At 72.9% G+C, this 24,314-nt stretch carries 8 protein-coding genes; 4 read left to right on the top strand and 4 right to left on the bottom strand.

Features of this window, described 5'->3' with window-relative positions; genetic code table 11:
* Positions 1 to 24: 24 nt before the first annotated feature.
* On the bottom strand, positions 25 to 1,107 hold the full coding sequence (locus BLV01_RS14615) for an NAD-dependent epimerase/dehydratase family protein (RefSeq protein ID WP_217633515.1): 1,083 nt from the start codon (positions 1,105 to 1,107) through the stop codon (positions 25 to 27).
* The gene (locus BLV01_RS27125; RefSeq protein ID WP_217633514.1) at positions 1,104 to 16,883 is read right to left on the bottom strand and encodes an SDR family NAD(P)-dependent oxidoreductase; all 15,780 of its coding nucleotides are present in this window, start codon (positions 16,881 to 16,883) and stop codon (positions 1,104 to 1,106) included. Before BLV01_RS27125 ends, BLV01_RS14615 begins: the two co-directional genes overlap by 4 nt.
* Before the next feature lie 540 nt (positions 16,884 to 17,423).
* Here BLV01_RS27125 and BLV01_RS14605 point away from each other — a divergent pair.
* Both BLV01_RS14605 and BLV01_RS14600 read left to right on the top strand, forming a co-directional pair.
* Positions 17,424 to 18,257 (top strand): 4'-phosphopantetheinyl transferase family protein, encoded by an 834-nt coding sequence (locus BLV01_RS14605; RefSeq protein ID WP_091800963.1) that lies wholly within the window; start codon positions 17,424 to 17,426, stop codon positions 18,255 to 18,257.
* A gap of 69 nt (positions 18,258 to 18,326) precedes the next feature.
* Positions 18,327 to 18,998 carry a hypothetical protein gene (locus tag BLV01_RS14600; RefSeq protein WP_091800960.1) on the top strand — a complete coding sequence of 224 codons (672 nt, stop codon included), beginning with the start codon at positions 18,327 to 18,329 and terminating at the stop codon, positions 18,996 to 18,998.
* Between the two features lie 9 nt (positions 18,999 to 19,007).
* Here the strand turns inward: BLV01_RS14600 and BLV01_RS14595 are convergent, their stop codons facing one another.
* Positions 19,008 to 20,336 (bottom strand): PQQ-dependent sugar dehydrogenase, encoded by a 1,329-nt coding sequence (locus tag BLV01_RS14595; RefSeq protein WP_091800957.1) that lies wholly within the window; start codon positions 20,334 to 20,336, stop codon positions 19,008 to 19,010.
* A gap of 197 nt (positions 20,337 to 20,533) precedes the next feature.
* On the opposite strand from BLV01_RS14595, the gene BLV01_RS14590 reads away from it, so the two are divergent.
* Together BLV01_RS14590 and BLV01_RS14585 are read left to right on the top strand one after the other, a co-directional pair.
* Positions 20,534 to 21,211, top strand: coding sequence for a hypothetical protein (locus tag BLV01_RS14590; RefSeq protein WP_091800953.1), 678 nt, complete (start codon positions 20,534 to 20,536; stop codon positions 21,209 to 21,211).
* A gap of 48 nt (positions 21,212 to 21,259) precedes the next feature.
* Positions 21,260 to 22,171 (top strand): LysR substrate-binding domain-containing protein, encoded by a 912-nt coding sequence (locus tag BLV01_RS14585; RefSeq protein ID WP_091800950.1) that lies wholly within the window; start codon positions 21,260 to 21,262, stop codon positions 22,169 to 22,171.
* Positions 22,172 to 22,499: 328 nt separating this feature from the next.
* Here BLV01_RS14585 and BLV01_RS14580 read toward each other — a convergent pair whose 3' ends face one another.
* Positions 22,500 to 24,146: a serine hydrolase gene (locus BLV01_RS14580; protein ID WP_091800948.1), complete on the bottom strand. Its 1,647-nt coding sequence runs from the start codon at positions 24,144 to 24,146 to the stop codon at positions 22,500 to 22,502.
* Positions 24,147 to 24,314: the final 168 nt, after the last annotated feature.

The raw sequence follows: 24,314 nt of genomic DNA, 5'->3' as shown, positions 1-24,314 counted from the left end.
TGGTCAGAGATCGTGGGTGTGCGCTTATGCGAGCGCGGCGTCTTCGGCCGGGGCCTGCGCCTGGGCTTCGGCCTGCGCTTGCGGGCCGAAGTAGCCGTTGCGGCGATACCAGTCCGCGCAGTCGCGCAGCATGTGTCCGAGCGGGGCGGAACGGTAGGACAGCTCGCGCTCGGCCTTCGCGCTGTCGAAGTAGTAGCTGCCGGCGAACACGCGCATGCGGTAGGCCTCGACGATCGGCTCGCCGGGCAGCAGGTGCGGGTGTTTTTCCTGCAGCAGGGTCTTGTAGTACAGGCGCTGGTAGTCGCCGCCGGGGCGGTCGAAGTCCTTACCCAGCGTTTCGCCGATGGCGTCGAGGAATTCCAGGTAGCGCACGTCGTGGCCGGCCAGCAGGTAACGCTCGCCGCTGCGGCCCTGGCTCAGCGCGGCGACGTGGGCGCGGCCGACGTCGGCGGCGTGGCAGAAGCTGCCGCCGCCCGGCGGCAGGAACGGCACCTGGTTGTGCTGCACGGCCAGCAGCATCCGGCCCCATTGCAGGTTGTGGTCGTAGGCGCCGATCACTTCGGCCGGATTGAGGATCACGCAGTGCAGGCCCTGGCGCGCGCCGTCGAGCACCGCTTCCTCGCCGAGGAACTTGCTCTGCGCGTACGGGCTGCGCGAACGGAAGCCGCGCAGCGGCCGGTCCTCGTCGCTGCGGCGGGCCGGGTCGTCGACCGCGCCGATGGTCGAGGTGGTGCTGGTGTAGACCAGCCGCGGCACGCCCGCCGCCAGCGCGGCGCGCACCACGGTGCGGGTGCCGTGCACGTTGACCGCTTCCAACGCCGGCCAGTCGCGGCGGTTGCAACTGGTGTTGCCGGCGGTGTGGATGACCCCGCCGGCCCCGCGCAGCGCCGCGGTCAGCGCGGCCTCGTCGGAGAGTTCGCCGCGCACGATCTCCACCCCCATCGGCGCCAGATGGGCGACGTTGGAGCCTTCGCGCACATAGGCCAGCGGACGATGGCCGGCGCGGATCGCCTGTTCGACGATGTTGAGGCCGACGAAGCCGTTGGCGCCGGTGATCAGCACCTTCATGCCCGTATTCGTCGCCGGCGGGTTCGCGGATGCGCTCATTGGTTCACCTTGTCCAGGGTTTTCCAGAAGGTTTCGCGGCCTTCGCGCTTGCTGCGCATGGCCAGGGCCGCGGGGTTCTTGTCCGGGTTCTCCGCCAGCGCCTCCAGCAGCGCCTGGAAGTGCTCCAGCAGCGCGGCCGCGGCCGCGTCGTCGTCGCTGCCGGACGGGTACAGCAGGGTCAGCCCGATCGCGTCGGCATCCACCGTCACCGCCAGTTCCATCGCCACCCGGCTCTGCGCGGCGAACAGCGCCGAGGCCAGCGGCGCGGCCTGCTCGCGGCCGAGGCCGCCGCGCTCGAACACGATCACGCTGTCGAACAGGTGCTCCTGCCCGGTCCACTGCTCGATCCGGTCGATCGGCACGTGGGCGTAGGCGTGCTTGCGGTCGAGCGTGCGCTGCAGCCCCGCCAGCCAGCCGCCGACCTTGTCGCGGCCGACCGTGCACACCCGCACCGGCACCAGGTTGCGCAGCGGCTGCGCCTCGGCCTCGCCCTCGCCGGCGCGCGGCGCGGCGAACGAGCGCAACACGCCGAACTGCGAGCAGCGCGCCTTGGTGTAGCGGTTGACCAGGATCGCCCAGGCCGCGGCGACCAGGGTCTCGACCTCGATCCGGTGCGCCTGGGTGCAGCGCTGCAGGCTGCGCACCAGTTCCTCGTCGAGCAAGCCGCCGACGCTGCGCAGCGGCGCGGCGGCGCGTGCGCCGTCGTCCTCGTCGGCGTCGGCGCGCGCGCTCAATACCGACGGCGCCAGGGCGAAGCTGGTGTCGGCGAGATCGCGCAGGTAGTCCAGCCAGTAACGGCGGGCCAGTTCTTCGCCGGCGTTGGCCTGCTCGCCCTGGGCTTCGCCATCGCCCGGTTCGGCGATGGCGCTCGCCTCGTCGCGCTGGAACCACTGCTGCGGCAGGGCCTCGGCTTCGGCCTCGGCGCTGTCGGGCGCGGCCAGCGGCGCGTGCGCCAGCGGCTGCGGCCGCTGCGCGCCGACCGCGGCGTAAAGGTCGCAGACCTGGGTTTCGAACGGATAGCCCGGGAACGACAGGCGCCGGCGCGCGGCGCCCGCGTGCAGGCCGGCCCAGTCGATCTCGCCGCCGCGGGTCCAGATCGAGCCGAGCTTGTCCCACTGGCGCGACTGCATCAGCGCCTCGACGAACTCGCGCCCGGCGTCGCCGTCGAGCAGTTCGGCCAGGCCGCCGGACTGGCGCGCGTCGCCGGCGTGGATGCCGCGCGCGGCCGCCGCGCCGGTTTCCAGATAGGCGACCAGGCGCGCGGCCAGTTGCGCGTGGTCGGCGGCGACGATGGCCAGGCGATGGTCGAAGCCGACGCGGCCGACCTGGCTGGAATAGGCCAGGTCCGCCAGCGACGCCGCGTCGATGCGTTCCTCGCGCAACTCTCGCAGCAGGCGCTGAGCGTAGGCGCGCAAGCGCTCCTCGCTGCGCGCCGACAGCAGCACCACCGACGCGTCGGCGGCCGGCGCCGGCAGCGGCTGCGCCGCCGATTCCAGCACCACGAACGCGTTCGAGCCGCCCATGCCGAAGGAATTGATCGCCGCCAACCGGGTGCCGCGCGCGTTGGCCGGCCACGCCTGCGCCTCGCGCGGGAACCGGAACGGCGAGCGCTCGTGGTCGAACGAGGCGTTGACGGTCTTGAGCCGCGCGCACGGCGACAGCCGCGCGTGGCGCATGCTCAGCAGCACCTTGATCAGCGAGCACACGCCCGAAGCCGCCTCCATGTGGCCGAGGTTGGCCTTGCTGCCGATCGCGCAGAAGCCGTCGGCGTCGCTGCCGCGGCGCAGCGCGTTGGCCAGCGCCTTGAGTTCGATCGGATCGCCCAGCTCGGTGCCGGTGCCGTGGCTTTCCAGGTAGCCCAGTTCGTCGGTGGCCACGCCGGCTTCGGCCAGCGCGCGCGCGGCGGTGTCTTCCAGCACGCGGATGTTGGGCAGGTACTGGCCCGCGCCGGTGCCGGCGTGGCTGATGCTGGAGCCGCGGATCACCGCGTGGATGCGGTCGCCGTCGGCCTGGGCGCGGCTCAGGCGCTTGAGCACGACCACGCCGACGCCCTCGCTCGGCACCAGGCCGTTGGCGGCGTCGTCGAAGGTGCGTTCCACGCCGTCCGGCGAGAGCACCTTCATGTCGTTGAGCATCAGGTACTTGCTCGGATGCAGGCTGAGGTTGACGCCGCCGGCCAGGGCCAGCTCGCACTCGCCGTCGAGGATCGCGCGCCGCGCCAGGTGCACCGCGGTCAGCGAGGACGAGCACGCGGTCGACACGGTCAGGCTGGGGCCGCGGAAATTCATCAGGAACGACAGCCGGTTGGCCAGTTCGCTGATCACCGAGCCCGGGCCCGGATAGCGGCCGATCCGCGCCTGCAGCTCGGCCATGATCCAGGTGAAGTCTTCGTTCATCGCGCCGACGTAGACGCCGACGCGCTGCTCGGCCAGCGCCTGCGGCGTGTAGGCCGCGTCCTCGACCGCGTGCCAGGCCGCGCGCAGCAGCACACGCAGCTGCGGATCGAGCTTGGAGGCTTCCTCCAGGCTCATGCGGAACAGGCCCGGATCGAAGCGGTCCACATCCGGCAGGAAACCGCCGCGGCGCGCATAGCCGCGGCGCGCGCCGTCGGCGGCGGCCGCCGGCCAGCGCTCGTCGGGAATCGCGCCGAGGCAGTCGCGGCCGTGCTGCAGGTTGTCCCAGAACTCGGCCAGGTCGGCCGCCTGCGGGAACTGTCCGGCGAAGCCGACGATGGCCACCGCGTCGTCCGCCTGCGGCTGCGCCGACGGCGCCGCGGGACGGCGCTTGGCCGAGACCGGCAGTACCGCGCGTTCGCCGCGCGGCGGCGCGACGACCGGCGCGGCCGCGGCCGCGGGCGCTGCCACGGACGCCGCGGACGCCGCGGACGCCGCCGCGGGCTCGCCGACCAGCGCGCGCAGCGCCGGGCCGTGCTGCTGGATCAAGTAGCCGGTCAGCCGCGCCGGGGTGTCGTGTTCGAACAGCACCGTCTTCGGCAGCCCGGCGAAATCGCGGCTGAGGCTGTCGCGTAGCTCCATCAGCATCACCGAGTCCATGCCCAGTTGCTCGAAGCTGGCGTTGGAGCCGATGTCGTCGGCAGCGGCCTTGACCACCACCGACAGGCGCTGCTTGAGCAGAGCTTCGGCGCGGCGGGCGAAGTCGTCGCCGCTCGCCGGCGCCGCAGCGGCCGCGACCGGCGCGCTGCGCACCGCGGCCGGCGCGGCCTGCAACGGCAGCGCGGCCGGTGCGGCGGCGACGCGCGCGATGGCCTGTGCCGGCGCCGCCGTTTCGGACGTCGCGGCCTGCACGCGCAGGGTCCGCGCGATCTTGGCCGCGTCGCCGACCGCCACCAGCACCTGCGCCTGGTCGCCGCGCAACAACCGGCCGAACGCGTCCAGGCCCTCGGCCTCGGTCAGCGCCGACATGCCGGAGAAACCGAACAGCGAGGCGTCCTCGCCGGTGATCTCCATGCCGCCGCTGGCCCACAGCGGCCAGCCGATCGCTACGGTCTTGCCCGAGCGCCTGCCCTGCCGGCGCTGCGCTTCGCGCCACAGCGCATGGCTGTCGAGGAAGCGGTTGCCGACCGCGTACGCGCCCGCGCCCAGGTCGCCCAATTGCGCGGAGATCGACGAGAACGTCACGAACACGTCCAGCGCTTCGCCGGCGCTGGCGCGGTCCAGCGCCAGGGTGCCGTCGAGCTTGGGCGCCAGCACTTCATCGAAGCCGGCATCGTCGAGTTCCAGGATGCCGCGGTCGCCGGCCACGCCGGCGCAGTGGATCACGCCGTCGAGCCCGCCCCAGGCCGCGCGCGCTTGCGCCACGGCGGCCTCGGCCTGGCCCGGTCGCGCCGCGTCGGCGGCGAAATACTGCACTTCCGCGCCGGCCGCGCGCAGCGCCTGGATCTGGCGCTGGGTGTCCTCGCCGGGCTGGGCCGAGCGGCCGGTCAGCAGCAGCCGCGCCTGGAAGCGCGCCGCCAGGTAACGCGCCACAACCAGGCCGAGCTTGCCGGCGCCGCCGCTGATCAGATAGCGGCCGCGCGGCTTGAACGGCAGCGCCGCGTCGGCGCCGTCGGCGCCGGCGGGCTGGTGCGGCCGCAGCGCGCGCAGCAGGCGACGGCCGTTCCAGTGGGCGATCTCGTGCCCGGTCTGGGAGCCGCCGGCCTGCAGTTCGGCGGCGATCGCGGCGGCCAGCGCCGCGGCCTCGTCGAGGTCGCTGCGCAGGGTGAACAGTTCGAAGCGGTGATTGATCGTCAGCAGCGACTTGGCGTAGCCGCCGACCGCATCGTGCTGCGGCTGCACCGCGTCCTCGCCGCAGCGGTGCACGCAGGCGCAGCGCAGCGCGCGGCCCGGCAGGCTGCGTTCCAGCGCCACGAACAAATGCCGCAGCGATTGCGCGCTGCGCTGCACCGCGGCGTAGTCGCCGCTGTCGGCGGCGGCGGCGAAGTCGGCCGCGTCGTCCAGCGCGTGCACGATCGCCGCCGGCGCCAGGTCGTGCGCGGCCAGGTGGGCGATCAAGGCGTCGGCGCCGGCGGCGCTATGCGGGTCGTAGCGGAACGCTTCGTCGGCGAGCGCTGCGAAGCCCTCGCCCGGCTGCGCCAGCAGCACCCGCGCGGTCGGCAGCGACTGCGCCAGCGCCTGCGCCAGTTCGGCGCGCGCCGCCAGCACCAGCACGTTGCGGCCGTCCAGCGCCGCGCCGGCCGCCGCGGCCGGCGTGTCCAGCCACTCGTAACGGTAGTACTGCAGGCTGCGCGCCGGCGCCGGTTCGGCCTTGACCAGCGGCCGCGCCGAGAAGTCGTGCAGCTTGATCAGCACGCGGCCGTCGGCGTCGGTCACCACGATCCGGTACTTGCGCAGGCCGGTGGCCTCGGCGCCGTCGCCGGTCTCCACCGCGTAGGCGTAGCACTCTTCGGTAAGCGGGTGGCGCAGTTCCAGTTCGCCGAGCGCGAACGGCACGATCGGCACGGTCGCCTCGCGGCTGTCGGCGCCGATCGCCAGGCAGGCGCGCAGCGCGCCGTCGAACAGCGAGGGATGCAGCACGAACTCGCCCGCGTCCTCGCGCAGCGCCTGCGGCAGCGACAGCCGGCACAGCGCGCCGTCGGCCAGGCGGTAACGGGCCAGGGTGACGCGGAAGGCCGGGCCGTAATGGAAGCCCATGCGGTGGAAGCCGGCGTAGATCGGTTCCAGCGATTCGGTCGACAGCGCGGCCGCGCGCAGCGCGTCCAGGTCCAGCCATTCGTCGGCCGGCGCCTCGTCGCGGCGGCGGTAGACCAGCTCGCCCTCGACGTTGGCGTCCTGCGAAGCGGCGCGCACGATCTCGAACTCGACCGCCTCGCCGTTCTGGCGCAGTTCCACGTGCACGTCTTCGGGCGCGTCCTTGACCTCGACCGGCTGCACCCAGATCAGGTTGCGGATCGCATCGACCGTCCACTCCCCGCCCATCGCCAGTTCGCCGGCGACGCGGGCCATTTCCAGATAGGCCACGCCGGGCAGGATCAGCCGCGGCTCGCCGGTGGCGACCACGTGGTCGCGCAGGTAGAACTCCTTGCCGGTGAGGCGCTTGGCGTAGCGCTGCTCGGTCAGCGTGGACAGGTTGCGGTCCAGCAGCGGATGCAGGCGTTCGACCGCCTCGCCCTCGCCCGCCGCGGCGCGTTGCTGCACCCAGTGGCGGCGGGTCAGGAACGGCAGACCCGGGAACGACAGGCGCCGCACCGACGGCGAACGGCGCGCGCCGCCGGCGTCGGCGTACAGCAGGTCGGCGTAGCGCTCCCAATCGACATCGAGCATCGACACCCAGGCCTTGGCCAACTGCGGCAGGCGCCCGGCCTGGACCAGGCTGCGCAGCAGCGCGTCGCGCTGGGCCTCGTCGAGGATGCCCTCGAGCTTCTCGTTGTGCTTGCGCAGGCTGCCGCGGTGCAGGCCGGCGGGCAGTTCGCCCTTGCGGTACTGCGCCAGCGCCTGGATCAGTTCGGCGACGCTCGATACGACCACGGCCAGGCGCTCGTTCATCGCCTCGCGGCCGATCTGCGAGGAATAGGCCAGGCTGCGCAGGTCCGGCGTGCGGCCCTGGGCGCGGGCGCGCTCCAGGAACGCCACGACGCGGTCGACGTACAGGCCCAGGCGCTCGTCGCTGTCGGCGCACAGCACGAACAGGGCCGGCTGCGCCGCGGCCGCCGCGCGCACCGGCGCGACGTGCTCTTCGATCAGCAGGTGGGCGTTGGCGCCGCCGGCGCCGAACGAGCTCAGCCCGGCGCGGCGCGCGGCCGGCAGGCCGCCGATGCCGGGACGGCCCGGCGCGTCCCACGGTTCCAGCGAACGCACCACCCGGAACGGGGTCTTGGCGAAGTCGATGTTGCTGTTGAGCGGGGTGCAATGCAGCGACGGCGCGATGCTGCGGTGGCGCATCTGCAGCAGGATCTTGGTCAGCCCGGCGATGCCGGCGGCCGATTCCAGATGGCCGATGTTGGTCTTGACCGAACCGATCCGGCACGACTGCGGCACCACCGCGCCTTCGCCGTCGCGGCCGCGCGCTTGCTTGAGCGCGTCCTGGGCGGCGCTGGCGAAGGCCTTGGACAGCCCGGCGATCTCGATCGGATCGCCGAGCGAGGTGCCGGTGCCGTGGGCCTCGATGTAATCGACGCTGCCCGGATGCCAACCGGCGCGGCGTAGCGCCTTGCCGATCACCTGGCTCTGCGCGACCTGGTTGGGCACGGTGTAGCCGTTGGTCTTGCCGCCGTGGTTGACCGCCGAGGCCTTGATCACGCCGTGGATCTGGTCGCCGTCCTCGATCGCCTGCTTGAGCGGCTTGAGCAGCACCGCACCCATGCCCTCGCCCGGCACGTAGCCGTCGCCGCCGTCGCCGAAGGCGCGGCAGCGGCCGTCGGTGGACAGGAACTGGCCCTGGGCGAGCTGGTGGTACTTGACCGGATGCACGATCAGGTTGACGCCGCCGGCGATCGCCATCTGGCAATCGCCGTTGCGGATCGCCTGGCAGGCCAAGTGGATCGCGGTCAGCGACGACGAGCACATGGTGTCCAGCGCCAGGCTCGGGCCGCTGAGGTTGAGGAAGTACGACACCCGGTTGGCGATGGAGGAATGCAGCGCCATCGGCCGGCCGTAGCGGCGCTGTTCGTCGCTGACGTCCAGGTACTGGTAGTGGTCCCACATCACCCCGACGAACACGCCGACCTCGCGCTCGCGCAGCGACTGGCGGGTGTAGCAGCCGTCCTCGATGCATTCCCACGCGGTCTGCAGGAACAGCCGCTCCTGCGGATCGAGGATCTCCGCCTCGCGCGGCGAGATGTGGAAGAACTCGGCGTCGAACTGGTCGACTTCGTCGATGAAGCCGCCCCACTTGCTGTAGACCATGCCGCGCGCGTTGCGGTCGGGATGGAAGTGCGGCGCGTGGTCCCAGCGCGACATCGGGATTTCGCTGATGCCGTCGCGGCCGGCGCTGAGGTTGCTCCAGAAGTCCTCGACCGTGCGCGCGCCCGGATAGCGGCCGCTGAGGCCGACGATGGCGATGTCCTGGCGCTCGAGCGCGGCGCTGCGCGCCATCAGGCGCGAGCCGCCGGGCACGCGCGGGCGCGGCGCGGCGGCTTCGGCCGGATGCGGTTGCGCGTCTTCGGCGCCGGCGGTCTCCAGGCTGGCGCCGGCGATCGCGGCCAGCGCGCGGCTGGCGCGGGCGCTGCCGGCGGGCTTCTCGCGCAGCCGCGCGGCCCATTCGGCGAGGCTGTCGTGGCGATAGACCGCGCTGTCCTCGACGCCGTCGTACAGCTGGCGCAGGCCATGCAGGGCTTCGATCAGGTTGACCGGGTCCAGCGGCCACTGCGCCAGCGGGGTGTCGGCCGCGCACTCGCGCGCGGCCTCGCCGAGCAGGTGCTGCAGCAGCAGGTGCAGGCGCGCGACGTCGGCGCCGGACGCGGGTTCGACCGGCGCCGGCTCGGCGGCGGCCGCTTGCGCGGGCACCGCCAGCGCGGCCGGATGCGCCGGCGCGGCCGCCGGCACGTTCGCCGCCGCCAACGCGCGCACCGTATCGGCATGGCTGTCGAGGAAGTACTCCGACAGGCTGTGCAGGTCCTGGTATTCGAAGAACAGGGTCTTCGGCACTTCGCCGAAGGTCACCTGCAGGCGCTCGGTCAGGGTGAGGATCATCACCGAGTCGATGCCGTAGTTCTCCAGCGCGCTCTTGGGCTCGATCTGGTCGGCCGGCACCTTGGTGACCTTGGACAGCAGGTCGACCAGGTGGGCGATGATCGCCGCATACATGGCTTCGTCGCTGGCCGCGCCCGCGGGCGCGGCGACGACCGCCGCCGGCGCCGCGGCCCGCGCCGCGACCGGCGCGACGCTGATCGCGACCGCTTCGCTCTTCGGCGCGGCGCTGCGGCCCAGGCCCAGCTGCGGCGCGGCCTGGATGCTCAGCCGCTCCAGCCGCACCAGCACCCGGCCGGAGCCGTCGAGCACGTCGATGTCGTAGTGGCTCTGTTCGGCCGGCGCGCCCGGCGCCTGCACCTTGCGCGCATAGGCGTAGCACTGCCCGCCCAGCGGATGCAGCGCCTGGATCCGGCGCAGCCGCACCGGCACCTTGATGGTCGAGGCGGTCGCGACCAGGCCGTGGTCGATGCCCAGCGCGGTGCGCACCGCGCCGTCGAGCAGCGACGGCGGCAGGGTGTAGCCGGCCAGCGCCTGGGTCTCGCCCTGGGCCGGCACGCCGAGCCGGGCCAGCGCTTCCTCACCGTTGAAATGCAGCAGTTCGAACACCCGGAAGCCGGGGCCGAAGTTGAAGCCCATGCGCGCGAACGCGGCATCGATGGCCTCGCGCTCCAGGCGCTGGCAGCGCGCGGCGATGGCGTCGAGGTCGAACGCCGCCGGCAACGCGGCCTCGCCGGCTTCGCCGTCCTCGTATTCGAGCACGCCCTGGGCATAGACCGTGCGCGACTCGCCGCGCATCTGGTACAGCTCGAACTGCACGCCGTCCTCGTCCGGCAGCAGGCCGATGTCGTAGCTTTCCGGCTGGGCGTTGACCAGGATCGGCTTGAGCCAGCGCACTTCGCGCAGCGCGCGCACCGCCGCGCCGCCGCCGGCCAGGCGGCCCGCGGCCAGGGCCATTTCCAGGTAGGCCACGCCCGGCAGGATGCGGTTGCTGCCGAGCTGGTGGTCGCGCAGGAACGCTTCGTCGGGGCGGAAGGTCTTGCGGAAGGTCTGCTCGTCCAGGGTGGAGACGTTGGCGTCGAGCAGCGGATGCAGCGCCGCCGCGCCGGTGCCCGCGCCCGAAGCCGGCTGCGCGTTGGCGCCGAAATGCGCGACCCAATAGCGCTGGCGTTGATAGACGTAGGTCGGTAGCGGCAGGCGCCGGCGCGCGCCGGGTGCGTGCAGGCGTTCCCATTCGACCGCGTGGCCGTCGACCCAGGCGCCGGCCAGCGCGTCCAGATCGCGCCGCGCCAGCCACTCGGCCAGCGCCGGCGCCTGCGTGGCGCGCTTGGCGTTGTCGCGATGGCCCAGGCGCAGCGCCGCGTGCGCGCGCTGCTGCGCATGCGCGCGCAGCGCCTCGACGATGTCCTCGACCCGGCTCGCGCGCACCGCCAGGCGGTGCTCCATCGCCACGCGGCCGATCTGCAGGGTGTAGGCGGCGTCGTGCAGCGACAGCTGCGGGTTGCGCTCCAGGTGATCGGCCAGGTTGCCGGCCATCGCCTGCAACGCGGTGTCCTTGCGCGCCGACAGCACGATCAGCGCCGGCTGGCCGCGCTCGGCCGGATCGTCCGCACGCAGCGGCTCGATGTATTCCTCGACGATCACGTGCGCGTTGCTGCCGCCGGCGCCGAACGAGCTGATCCCGGCCAGGCGCGGCAGCTCGACCTTGCGCGCGACGCCGTCGGCGCCGGTCACCTCCAGCTTCGGCCGCTTCCACGGCTCCAGCGCGCGCTGTACGTAGAACGGGCTGCGCTGGAACTCGATGTAGGGATTGAGCGTGTCGGAATGGATCGACGGCACCAGGGTCTGGTGCTTCATCTGCAGCAGCACTTTGCTCAGGCCGGCGACGCCGGCGGCGGCTTCCAGGTGGCCGATGTTCGACTTGACCGAGCCGATCGCGCAGTACTGCAGCTCCTGCGCGGCGCCGGCCGGCGCGGCGAAGGCGCGGTTGAGGCCGGCGATCTCGATCGGGTCGCCCAGGCTGGTGCCGGTGCCGTGCGCTTCCAGGTAGCTGATGTGGCGCGGATCGACGCCGGCGTGGTCCAGCGCCTCCTGCACCAGCGCCGCCTGGCGCTTGGAATTGGGCACGGTGAAGCCGGAGGTCTTGCCGCCGTGGTTGACCGAGGTGCCGCGGATCACGCCGTAGATGTGGTCGCCGTCGGCCTGCGCCTGCGCCAGCGGCTTGAGCAGCACCGCGCCTACGCCCTCGCCCGGCACGTAGCCGTCGCCGCCTTCGCCGAAGCTGCGGCAGCGCCCGTCGCTGGACAGGAACCGCATGTCCGCCAGCAAGTGGTACTTGTTGAAGTGCAGCGACAGGTTGACCGCGCCGGCCAGCGCGACGGCGACCTCGCCGTTGCGGATCGCCGCGCAGGCCAGGTGGATCGCGGTCAGCGACGACGAGCACGCCGTGTCGATGGTGATGCTGGGGCCGGAGAAGTTGAAGCAGTGCGAGACGCGGTTGGCGATGGCCCAGTACAGGCTGTGCGGCGTGGTCCAGGCCTCGGGCGCGCCCTCGATGCCGTAGAGCTGGTAGTCGCCCCACATCACCCCGGCGTAGACGCCGACCGGGTTCTCGCGCACGCCCTGCGGCGCGGCCAGCTTGTCCGGCGTGTAGCCGGCGTCCTCGATCGCCAGCGCCGCGGTCTCCAGGAACAGGCGTTCGCTGGGGTCCATGATCTCGGCCTCTTTGGGCGAGATGTTGAAGAACAGCGGATCGAACTGGTCGACGCGATCGAGGAAACCGCCCCACTTGCTGTAGCTCTTGCCGATGGTGACCGGGCCGGGCTGCCAGGTGCTTTCGATGTCCCAGCGGTCGGACGGGATCTCGACCACGCAGTCCAGGCCGCGGGTCAGGTTGTCCCAGAACTGCTCCAGGTCTTCGGCCTTGGGATAGCGGCCGGAAATGCCGACGATGGCGATGTCGTCGCGGCCTTCGGGCGCGGCGCGGCGCACCGGCGCGGCGGCGCGCGCGGGCAGCGCGGCGACCGGCGCGGCGACGGCGGCAGCCGTTGCGGCCGGCGCGGACGCCGCCGCGACCGGCGCGTCGAGCCCGGCGACGCGGCGGCTGGCCTGCGCATGCTGCTCGATGAAATAGGCCGTCATCTCGGCCAGGGTCTGCTGCTCGAAGAACAAGGTCTTGGGCAGGCTGCCGAAGTCCTTCTCCAGCAGGTTGACCAGATCGATCATCACCACCGAATCGAAGCCGTAGTCGCGGAAGGCGCGATCGGGATCGAAGTGGGCGGCAATCTGCAGGTGGCCGGCGAACAGCTGCGAGAGGTGGCGCGCGATCGCCGGGCGCAGGCGCTGCGCATCATCGCCGCCCTCGCCCGCCGCGGCGTTGTCGTCGGCGATCTGGCCGGGGGCGGCGACAGGCGCCGTCGCCGCGGCGACGACGCCGAGCACTTCGGCCACGCGCGCAGCATCGCCGGGCATGGTCGCCAATTGCGGCGAGGCCTGGGCCAGGCCGTATTCGAAAATCGCCAGGCCTTCGTCGTTGAGCAGCGGCACGATGCCGAAGCTGTTGCGCAGCATCTGCTCTTCTTTCTCGCCCAGGCGCATGCCGCCGTCTTTCCAGTACGGCCAGTTGACCGACAGGGTCTTGCCGCTGCGCTCGCCGCGGCCGCGCAGGGCCTCGCGGGCATGGGCGAAATAGTCTTCGAAGGCGTTGCCGAAGCCGTAATCGCACTGGCCGACGTTGCCGAGCACGCCGGTCACCGACGAGAACAGCGCGAACACCTCCAGCGGCTCCTCGCGGGTTTCCTGGTCCAGGTGCCAGGTGCCCAGCGCCTTGGGCGCGATCACCCGGCCGAAGGAGTCGGCGTCCTTGCGCAGGATGAAGCCGTCCTCGATCACCCCGGCCGAATGCAGCACGCCGTTGAGGCGGCGGCCGTCGGCATGGATGCGGGCGACCGCCGCGCGCACGTCCTCGCGCCGCGACACGTCGCAGGCGAGGTACAGCGCCTGCCCGCCGAGCGCGTTGAGCGCATCGAGTTCGAGCTGCTGCGCTTGGTTGGGCGGCTTGCGTCCGGTCAGGTAGACGGTGGCACGGTAACGCCCGCACAGGTGGCGGGCGAAGATCAGGCCGAGCGCGCCGAGGCCGCCGGTGATCAGGTAGGTGCCGTCCTCGCGCAGCGCGGCGCCCGCGCCGGCGGCGACGCCGGCATCGGCGCGGCCGTCGGCGGCGACGAAGTCGCGGACCTCGCGCCGGCCGTCGCGATAACGCACGTCGGCGTGGCTGTCCTCGCCGGCGAACTCGGCCGCGATCAGCGCGCCCAGGGCGGCGGCGGACGATTCGCCCGGATCGAACTGGACCGCGCGGCCGGAGTAGCTCGGCTTCTCGATCCGCAGGGTCTTGTAGAAACCGCTCAGGCCCTGCGCATCGGGACGCGGCGCCGGGTCGGCGAGCAAATGCACGAAACGCGCGCTCTTGGTCCCGCGCAGCATCGCCTTGGCCAGGACGAAGGCGCTGCGCGCGCCGGCGTCCACGTAGGCGCCGAGGTCGGGTTCTGCGGCGCCGGCGCGCGGCGCGATCCACAGCACCTTGGCCAGCGAGGCGCCGCGCGCGGCCAGCGCGGCGACGGCGGCCTGGGCGTCGTCCCAGTCGCCGGCGCGCACGCGCAGGGTTTCGCCGTCGGTATCCAGCGAGGCGCCGAAGCACAGCCGCTGGATCCGGGTGGCGGCGTAGCGCGCGTCGGCGCGCAGCTGCGCCTGCAGCCATTCGACATCGGCCTCGGCGCCGACCAGCAGCAGCTGTTCGGGGACCGCAGCGGCGACGGGCAACGGCAGCGCGCTCCAGTGCGGGCGGTACACGCTCGCCGCCAGCGCCGGCGGCAACGCCGGCAACTCGAGCGCAGGCGCCGCCGCGACCGCGGGCTCGGCCTGCAGCGGACGCACGCTCAAGCCGCCCAGCAGCGCGCACACGCGGCCGCTGTCGACGTCGCTGAGTTCGATATCGATCTTGCCGCCGTCGCGGCGCAGACGCGCGCGCATGCGCCGCGTGCAGGCCGCGCGCAGGTCCAGGCGGTCGAGCGCGAACGGCACCCGCGCGCGCGGCGCTTGCGCCGGTTCGGGCCCGAAGCCGGCGCTCCAGGCCACCGCGGCCTGCAGCGCCGCATCGGCCAGACTCGGATGCAGCACGTACTGGCCGAATTGCGCGTCCAGGCCCTCGGGCAGTTCCAGTTCGGCCACGCACTCCTCGTCGCCCATGCGCAGCCAACGCAGGGCGCGGTGCGCGGCGCCGTAGCGCATGCCGGCTTCGTCGAACCGCTCGTAGCAGGCCTGCGCCGCGAGTTCCGGCGCCGCGTCGGCGGCGGCCGTCGCCGGCCAGGCCTCGGCGTCGGCGTCCTCGCCCCACGCGGCCTGGCCGCGGCAGTACACCGCGCTGCCGTCCTCGGCCACGACCTGGAACGACAGGCGCTGGCCGGCCAGCGCGTCGCCGTCGGCGTCGGCGGCCAGATCGACGTGCACGCCGACCGGCGCGTCGCGCTGCTCCAGCGGACGCAGCCACAGCACATCGCGCAGTTGCAAGCGCGCGCCGCGCAGCGGCTCGCCCAGCGCCTCGACGATCGCCGCGCGCACCATCTCCAGGTACACCACCGCCGGCAGCACCGGCTGGCCGCCGATGACGTGATCGGCGAGGAAGAATTCGCCGCCGTCGAAGCGCGCCGAGAAACGCGGCGCGCCCAGCGACGGCACCCGCGCGTGCAGCGCCGGATGCAGCTTGCCGTCGGCGCGCGCGGGCGCGGTTTGCGCGCGCTGCGGGATCCAGAAGCGTTCGCGCGCGAACGGATAGGTCGGCAGCTTGGCCGGACGCAGGTCGCGGCCGCGGAACAGGCCGGCCCACTCCAGCTGCGCGCCCTGCGCGTAGGCCGCCGCCAGTTCGCGCGCGGCCGCGTCCCACTGCGCGCCCTTCGGCGCCGACTTGCCGCTCATGCGCTGCAACAGCGCCGCGGCGGCGTCCGCCTGCGCGGCGTCGATCTGCGCCGGCGCCGGCTCGGCGGCATCGCCGGCCTGCGCGCGCTCGCGTTCGGCGCGTTCTCCGGCGTCGACCGCCTCGGCCAGCGCCTGGCGCAACTGCGCCGCGTTCGCGGCGGCGCAGGCGTAGCGGTATTCGAAATGATCGCGCCCGGCCAGCAGGGTCGCGCTGATGTCGGCGGCCTCGGCCGTCGCGCCGGCGCCGTCGAGCCAGGCCAGCAGGTCGCGCTGGCGTTGCAGCAGCGCCTGCGGGGTCTTCGCCGACAGCGCCATCGGCCAGGCCAGCGGCCGCGCCTTCGAAGGCTTGCGCGCCGGCGCCTGCGGCGGCTCTTCCAGCACCAGGTGCGCGTTGGTGCCGCCGAAACCGAACGAGCTCACGCCCGCGCGCAGCGGCGCATCGCCCAGCCGCGGCCAGTCGCGGGTGGCGTCGAGCATGTAGAACGGCGTGCCGTCGATGCTGATGCGCGGGTTGAGCCGGCTGAAATCGTGCAGCCCGGGCAACTGGCGATGGCGGAAGGCCATCATCACCTTGATCGCGCCGGCGACGCCGGCGGACGCTTCCAGGTGGCCGATGTTGGTCTTGACCGAGCCCAGCCCGCAGTAGCCGACGTCGAGTTCGACCTGCTGGCGCTCGGCCAGGGTGCGGAACGCGGTGGCCAGTCCTTCGAATTCGATCGGGTCGCCCTTGGGCGTGCCGGTGCCGTGCGCCTCGACGTAGCCGACGCTGTTGACCGGGACGCCGGCGCGCTCGTGCGCGGCCACGATCACCTCGGCCTGCGCGCGCGGGCTGGGATAGGTCAGGGTGTAGGTATCGCCGCAGTGGTTGACCGCGCTGCCCTTGATCACGCCGTAGACGCTGTCGCCGTCGGCCAGCGCCTTGTCCAGCGGCTTGAGCAGCAGCAGCGCCGCGCCTTCGCCGCGCACGTAGCCGTCGGCGCGCTCGTCGAAGGTCTTGCAGGTGCCGGTCGGCGAGAGCATGCCCATCTTCGAGAACGAGATGTGCCGGGTCGGCGTCAGCAGCAGGTTGATGCCGCCGGCCAGGGCCAGTTCGCAGTCGCCGTACTCGATCGCCTGGATCGCGCTGTGGATCGCGTTGAGCGAGCTGGAGCAGGCGGTATCGACCGGAATGCTGGGGCCGCGGAAGTCGAAGTAGTGCGAGACCCGGTTGGCGATCACCGCGGTCGCGGTGCCGGTGGAATGGTGCGCCTCGATCTGCGACTCGCCGCGCTCCTGCAGTTCTTTGTAGTCGTGGTTGAACACGCCCACGATCACCCCGACCTTGCGCCCGCGCAGCGACGACGGCGCGATGCCGGCGTCTTCCAGGCAGGCCCAGCTCAGCTCGAGCATGATCCGCTGCTGCGGGTCCATGGTCTGCACGACCTTGGGCAGCAAGCCGAAGAAGCGGTGGTCGAACGCGTCCACGCGCTCGATGAAGCCGCCCCACTTGCTCAGGCTCTTGTTCGCCTCGACCCGCGGATCGCCCCAGTACGCGGTCCAGTCCCAGCGCTCGCCGGGGACCACGCGGATGCTCGCCTCGCGGGCGGCCAGGTTGCGCCAATAGGCGTGATGGTCGTCCGCTCCGGGGAAACGACAGGCGATGCCGATTACAGCGATATCCATTCCCATGCCCTCAACACGAACCACGCCCAACACGGAAGACGGCGCCGCGCGCGGCGCTATCGGCCGCATGCAAGCCGTCGAGGTCGACTTCGCTGATCCAGTCGCTTCGAGCGCGTTCGCACGCGCGTTGCTGTTCGATTCCCCGGTTCCTGCGTGACACCGGGCAAGGCGCAAACGCTCAATACGCCGTACCGAATCCGCACGAAGCGTATTTAACTGCACGCCAACACGCGCAACTACTGTCCTGCCGGCCCTGTCCCAACGGACCGCTGCGGTTGCGCGAACGCAGCAAAAACGCGCGCGCACCTGTCTCAACGAACCAGTATCCGTGGCCGCAAACACACCCACCTGTCCTGGCCTACCTGTCCGTTCGCACCTGTCCCATCCACCTGTCCGCAAGGACAGACCCGACGCGGATCGCTTGGCTTATCGTGCGCATGATCGCGATCAGGTCCTGGACTTGCGCGACATCGCGAACAATTTCGAACCACGGACGCTTTCGCGCCGACGCATCGCGCCGGCGCCGCCACGGATCGCCGAATGCATCTGCACGCCGACGACATCGCGATCTGGATCGCGCGCCTGGACGAAGCCGACGACGACGCGCTGACGGCGCAATGGCGCGCCCTGCTGGATGGGTCCGAACGCGCGCGCGAGCAGCGCTATCGGCTCAGCGACGACCGCCGCCGCCACTTGCTCGCGCGCGCGCTGGCGCGCACCGCGCTGTCGCGCCACACCGGCATCGCGCCGCAGCGGCTGCGCTTCGCCCAGGGCCGCCACGGCAAGCCGGAGCTGGCCGGCGGCGATCCCGGCGACCATCGCTTCAACCTGTCCCACGCCGCCGGCGTGGTGGCGCTGGCGGTCGCGCGCGGCCGCGCGCTCGGCATCGACACCGAATCGCTGGCCGCGCGCGCGCTGTCGCTGGGCGCGGCCGAACGCAACTTCGCCGCCGACGAGATCGCCGACCTGCGCGCGCTGCCCGCCGCGGCGCGGGCGCGGCGCACGATCGAGTACTGGACGCTCAAGGAGGCCTACGCCAAGGCCCGCGGCACCGGCCTGTCGCTGCCGCTGGACCGGTTCGGCGTGCGCCTGGAGGACGCGCGCTTGCGCTTGTGGATGGCGCCGGGCTTCGACGACGCGCCCGAGCGCTGGCGCTTGTGGCAGTTCCTCGATGGCGAGGACCAACTGCTGGCCTTGTGCGCGCAGCACCGCCCCGGCGCCGCGCCGCCGCGCATCCAGGCGATCCGCTGTTCGCCGCTGCGCTACGAAACCCGCATCGATCTGCGCCTGCTGCGCGCGAGCGGCGACGACCCGTTCCCCGCCACGGACCTGCCTGCCGCAGCCGGGGATCGCCCGCCCCTCGCTGCGTCCTGAGCGCGCATTCACCCGCCGCTGCGGCGCGCGCCACTAGGGTGATCGCACCTTCCCCCGAGCGCCGCCGCCATGTCGCACGCCATTGTGCTCCGCGCCACCGTCCTGCTCGCCAACGCCTTCGCGTGCATCGGCCTCGCCCACGCCGCGCCGCCGACGCCGGCCGCCGCCGCATCGCCCCCCGACCGCGCCGTCGATGCCGCGCGCGGCTGCTGGATCCAGCGCGACGCCGCCGACGGCCGCGCCAGCGCGCTGCTGCGGTTGTTGCCCGATCGCGATCACCCCGAATGGCTCAGCGGCCAGCTCTCGCGGCCCGAAGGCGACGACCCCGACCGGCGCGTGCAGCTGTGGCTGGCGCGCGACGGCGGCAGCGCCGTGCTCGCCAGCCGCCCGCTCGCCGATCCGCGCGCGCCGGCATCGGCCGCGGCGGCCGAACCGCAGATCCGTCCGCTCGCGCCCACGCACGCGTCCGGGCGCACGCCGGGCTCGACCCAGGCGCTGGTGCTGTTCCCGCAACCGCGGATCGAGTTCGCACGCGTGCCCGAGCGGCCGCTGGCGGCCGGCGACTGGCCGCAGGACACCCTGTCGGCCGAATTCCTCGCCGGCACCCACACCGGCCCGAGCCGGCGCTTGCGGGTGCAGGCCTCCGAAGAGCGCCTGGCGCTGACCCTGGTGTCCGCGCGCGGCACCGGCGCCGGCCGCGATACGCCGTTGTTCGACGGCCGCCGCGACGGCTGCGACTGAGCGCGGCGCTCAGCCGCCGGCCGCGGTCACCCGCCACACCGTGTTGCCGACGTCGTCGCTGACCAGCAGCGCGCCGCGCGCATCGATGCGCACGTCCACCGGCCGCCCCTGCGCCTGTTCGCTCGCGTCGAGGAAACCGCTGAGCACATCGCGCGGCGCGCCGACCGGCTTGCCGTCGGCGAACGCCACGAAGATCACCTTGTAGCCGCTCTTGGGCTTGCGGTTCCACGAGCCGTGCTGGCCGACGAACAGCCCGTGCGCGTATTGCGCCGGCAGCTTGGCGCGATCCGAAAACGCGATGCCGAGCGAGGCGGTGTGCGGCCCCAGCGCGTAGTCGGGCGCCTTGGCCTTGGCGACCAGATCCGGCCGCTGCGGCTGCACCCGCGTGTCGACGTGTTGCCCGTAATAGCTGTACGGCCAGCCGTAGAACGCGCCGTCCTCGACCGAGGTGATGTAGTCCGGCACCAGGTCGCTGCCGATCTCGTCGCGCTCGTTGACCGCGGTCCACAGCGTGCCGGTATGCGGCTCCCAGGCCAGGCCGTTGGGGTTGCGCAGGCCGGTGGCGAACAGGCGTTTGTGGCCATTGGCCGGGTCGAGCTCCCAGATCGCCGCGCGGCCTGCCTCGGCGGCCAGGCCGTTCTCGCCGACGTTGCTGTTGGAGCCGACGGTGACGTAGAGGCGGTCGCCGGCGGCGTTGGCGATCAGGTTCTTGGTCCAGTGGTGGTTGATCCCGGCCGGCAGGTCGGCGACCTTCTCGCCGGCCGCGTCGATCGCGGTGGCGCCGTCGCGGTACGCGAACCGCCACACCGCATCGGCGTTGGCCACATACAGCCGGTCGCCGATCAGGGCCATGCCGAACGGCGAATGCAGGCCCTGCAGGAACACCGTGCGGGTCTCGGCGGTGCCGTCGCCGTCGGCGTCGCGCAGCAGGCTGATGCGGTCGGCGCTGGGCACCGCGGCGCCGGCCTTCTTCATCAGGCGCGCGGCGAACCAGGCCTTGATCCCGGACGGCTTGTGCTCGCTGCGCGGCGCGTTGCTCTCGGCCACCAAGACATCGCCGTTGGGCAGCACGTACAGCCAGCGCGGGTGGTCCAGGCCCTGGGCGAACGCGTTCACCGCCAGCCCCGGCGCGGGCGTGGGCCGGGCGCCGTCGCGCCAGCCGACCGCGGGCGCGACGTCGACGGTCGGCACCAGGGTCGGGTTCGGCTTGGGCAGTTGCGGCGCCGGGCCGGTGCCGTCGGCGACCTGCAACGCGGCGCGCTCGCCGCAGCCGGCGCAGGCCAGCGCCAATGTCGCCGCCGCGATCCAGCGACAGCCTCGATGCGGCGCAGCGGCCATGGAATCCTGCCTCGTCGGTGCGGACGCACGAGCATGCCGGCGCGGCGATTAAACTGGCGAGAAGGCGCCCGCGCACCGGCGTTGGCGCAGGCGTAACGCCGGCATCGCAGTTCCGCCGCGACCCCGCGACGGGGCCGCGCGTTCGCATCCGCCATCATCGCGCCGCGCCGTCGTCGCGCCGTTCCCACGAGGTCCCCATGCCGCGCCTGCCCGCCCCACGCTCCGCCGTCGCCACCTGCCTGCTCGCCGCGGCATCCGCCTGCGCCGCCGCCGATGCGCCGCCGGCCGCGCACGCGACCGCCGACGCCGCCGCGGTCGATCTCGCCCGCGGCTGCTGGATCCGCCACGCGCCGAGCCGGCCCGACGGCCGCGACACCGTGCTGCTGCGCCTGCTGCCCGACCCCGAACGCCGCGACTGGCTGCGCGGCGGGATCGCGCGGGTCGGCGACGATCCCGACCGCCGCCTGCAGCTGTGGCTGGCGCGCAACGGCCGCCGCGCGCTGCTGACCGCCGCCTCGGTGGGCGATCCCGACGCGCCCGCGTCGCGCCTAGGCGCCGAACCCGGCCCGGTCCCGATGCGCACGCCGCCCGGCGCGATCCATCCCGTGCCCGATCTCGATCAGGACGGCGTGGCCCGGCTCGTGCTCGGCGGCAACGACCGGGTCGCATTCGCCCGCACCCCGCGCGCGCTCGTCGCGGTCGGCGGCGGCGCCGGCCGCTCGGCCGAGATCGACTACCGCGCCGAGGCTGGCGCGCCGCTGCGCCTGCGCGTGAACGCCGCGGAAGAACGCTTGCGCGTCAGCGTGAGCGGCGCCGACACCGGCACCGGCGCGCCGCTGGCGGTGTTCGGCGGCGTCCGCGACGGTTGCGATTGAGCGCGGCGGCTGCGCGCACGTGCGCAATCCAACCATAATGCGGCTGCCATGAAACTCACCCTCGACGAACTGCTCGCCTTCGTAAGCGTAGTCGACACCGGCTCGATCACCGCGGCGGCGCGCACGCTGGACCAGACCGTCTCCGGGGTCAGCCGGGCGCTGGGCCGGCTGGAGGAAAAACTCGGCACCACCCTGCTGCGGCGGACCACGCGCCGGCTGGAACTGACCGAGGAAGGCGAGGCGATGCTGGCGCGGGCGCGGGCGATCCTGGCCAGCGTCGAGGACGCCGAGGAATCGCTGGCGCTGCGCCGCCAGCAGCCGGCGGGACGGCTGCGGGTCAACGCCGCCTCGCCGTTCATGCTGCACGCGATCGTGCCCCTGGTCGGCGATTTCCGCCGCGCGTTCCCGCAGGTCGAACTGGAACTCAACACCAACGACCAGATCATCGACCTGCTGGAACAGCGCACCGACGTGGCGATCCGGATCGGCCAGCTGACCGATTCGACCCTGCACGCGCGGCCGCTGCCGGGCAGCCGCCTGCGCGTGCTCGCCAGCCCGGCCTACCTGGCCGCGCGCGGCACCCCACGCGAGGTCGCCGAGCTGGCCGGCCACACCCTGCTCGGCTTCGCCCCGACCCAGGTGCTCAACCGCTGGCCGCTGCGCGACGCGCACGGCAACGAACTCGACATCGCCGCCGACCTGCACGCCTCCAGCGGCGAGACCCTGCGCCAGCTCGCCCTGGCCGGCGAAGGCATCGTCTGCCTGTCGGACTTCATGACCCGCCAGGACCGCCGCAGCGGCGCGCTCGCGCAGTTGTTCGCCGACCGCACCGTGGACGTGCGCCAGCCGATCAACGCGGTCTACTACCGCAACACCCAGCTGGCCTCGCGGATCGCCTGCTTCCTGGATTTCCTGGTCCGCCGGCTGGCGCCGGACGGCGAGGCGTCGGCCTGGGAATAGCCGCCGCGCGGCCGAAGGGCAATGGCGCGCACGCGCGCCGCAGCAGCGACCGCCGCAGGTTGCGCGGGGACCATCGAAGGAAGATGGCCCCGCACCGCGTAGCGCCGCGGTGCGGGGCCGGAAGTGGCTCGGCGGTCACGGTACCGCTTCGCCACAAGCTGGCGCCGGCACCTGGAGAAAATGCCGGCGTATCGACTGGGTACAGTCGTCATAGGCAAGAACGCCGGCGATGGCGGATCACCCTACCCCCGCGACGCGGCAACGGCGCAGAACCGCGAGCGGCGCACGCAAACGCCTTGCGCCCGCCGCGCCGTCGCGTCGCGTCCCGCTAGCTGCCCGCCTTCGTCTCGCCCGCCGCCACCGGCGCCAGGCGCAGGTCCTGGAAGTCGAAGCTGAAATCGGTCAGCGGCGAGACCGCCTCCATGCGCAGCTCGCGCACCTTGCCGTCCGGGGTCAGGGCGAAGTTGAGGAAGGCATCGGCGTTGAGCCAGCGCTGGTCCCAGCGCACGATGAAGGTGTCGTGCTGCCAGTGGCTGAGTTCGCCGGTGAGGTCCTTGGTGCGGCCGAAGCGCAGCCGCAGCTTGTTGCCGGCCTGTTCGACGACGACATCGCCGTACCACGGGTCGCGGTAAGTGCCGGCATAGCCCGACAGCGGCAGCGACGGCTTCGACTTGGCGTCGCGCGCCTTGAGGTGCTTGGCCCAATCCTCGTCGGCCTTGCCGCGGCTCTTGGCCAGCGCGGCCGCGTAGGCCGCGTTCCAGTCGGTCTTCGGCGCGCCCAGGTAGGCGTCGAGCGCGCGCAGCGTCACCGCCTGGAACGCGCCGCCGAGTTCGGCGTTGGTCAGCACCACCACGCCGAGCTTGTGCGCCGGCACCAGGGTCACCCGCGACACCATGCCGGGCCAGCCGCCGGTGTGCCAGACCAGCTTTTCGCCGCGGTAGTCGGTGAGCTGCCAGCCTTCGCCGTAACCGGCGAAATTCGGCTTGACCGGCGCCAGTTCCGGCACCGCCGGCTCGGCGATCGGCATCGGCGTCACCACCGACCACATCTCGCGCTGGCGCTTGGCGCTGAACAAGCGCAGCTCCTTGTCGCCGTCGCGACCGTACACGCCGCCGTCGAGCTGGGCGCGCATCCACTTGCTCATGTCGTGCACCGACGAATACAGGCCGCCGGCGCCGGCCACGTTCGACCAGGTCATCCGCGGGGCGACCTGCAGGTCCTTGAAATCGGCCTTGGCGTGGCCGCTGGCGACGCGGTCGCCGCTGCGCAGCGCGTCGGCGTTGTAGCGGGTCTCGTCCATGCCCAGCGGCTGGAACACGCGCTGGGCGAGGAAGTCGCGGTAGCTCTGGCCGCTGGCCTTCTCGACCACCAACTGGGCCACGCCGTAGAGGATGTTGTCGTAGGCGTACTGGCCGCGGAAGCCGCCGCTGAGGGGCACGTGGGCCAGGCGCCGCGCCACCTCTTCGTTGCTGTAGTCGGTGCCGGGCCAGTACAGCAGGTCGCCGGCGCCCAGGCCCAGGCCGCTGCGGTGGGCGAGCAGGTCGCGCAGGCGCATCTCGCGGGTCACGTAGGGATCGGCCATGCGGAACCACGGCAGGTGGTCGATCACCCGGTCGTCCAGGCTCAGCTTGCCCTCGTCGGCCAGCATCGACAGCGAGGCGGCGGTGAAGGCCTTGGTGTTGGAGGCGATCGCGAACAGGGTGTGGGCGTCGACCGGCTCGGGCTTGCCGGCCTCGCGCACGCCGAAGCCGCGCTCGAGCACGATGCGCCCGTCCTTGACGATGGCCACGGCGATGCCGGGCACCTCGAACTGCTTGCGCACCGCATCGACGTAGGCGTCGAAGTCCTGCAACTGCTCCGGCAGCGGCGGCGCGGCGGCCGCTTCGGCGGCGGGCGCCTGCGCGGCGGCGCCGGCGGCGGCGCTCATGCAGATCAGCAGTCCGGCGCCTTGCGCCTTCCAGTCGGTGGCTCGCATCGGGGTTCCTGGCGATTCTGGGAATCGGCGACTGTGGGCCAAGCCACGGCGCCGCGCCAGGGGGCGGGCCGGCCGCGCGCGAAGGCCGGCCGATCGGGCAAGACCGCGGCCGCACCCGGCCTGGACCGGGCAGCGGGCATAATGCGCGCCCGACCGCTTCGCCCCTCG

It is taken from the genome of Lysobacter sp. yr284 (assembly GCF_900107375.1).
Classification (GTDB): Bacteria; Pseudomonadota; Gammaproteobacteria; order Xanthomonadales; family Xanthomonadaceae; genus Lysobacter.
This window is presented reverse-complemented; position numbering and strand designations above follow the sequence as displayed.

Bases quoted from the DNA above. Each gene is read 5' to 3' on its own strand.
- BLV01_RS14585 (WP_091800950.1), top strand. From the start codon at position 21,260: ATGAAACTCACCCTCGACGAACTGCTCGCCTTCGTAAGCGTAGTCGAC.
- BLV01_RS14605 (WP_091800963.1), top strand. From the start codon at position 17,424: ATGCATCTGCACGCCGACGACATCGCGATCTGGATCGCGCGCCTGGAC.
- BLV01_RS27125 (WP_217633514.1), bottom strand. From the start codon at position 16,883: ATGGATATCGCTGTAATCGGCATCGCCTGTCGTTTCCCCGGAGCGGAC.
- BLV01_RS14600 (WP_091800960.1), top strand. From the start codon at position 18,327: ATGTCGCACGCCATTGTGCTCCGCGCCACCGTCCTGCTCGCCAACGCC.
- BLV01_RS14595 (WP_091800957.1), bottom strand. From the start codon at position 20,336: ATGGCCGCTGCGCCGCATCGAGGCTGTCGCTGGATCGCGGCGGCGACA.
- BLV01_RS14615 (WP_217633515.1), bottom strand. From the start codon at position 1,107: ATGAGCGCATCCGCGAACCCGCCGGCGACGAATACGGGCATGAAGGTG.
- BLV01_RS14590 (WP_091800953.1), top strand. From the start codon at position 20,534: ATGCCGCGCCTGCCCGCCCCACGCTCCGCCGTCGCCACCTGCCTGCTC.
- BLV01_RS14580 (WP_091800948.1), bottom strand. From the start codon at position 24,146: ATGCGAGCCACCGACTGGAAGGCGCAAGGCGCCGGACTGCTGATCTGC.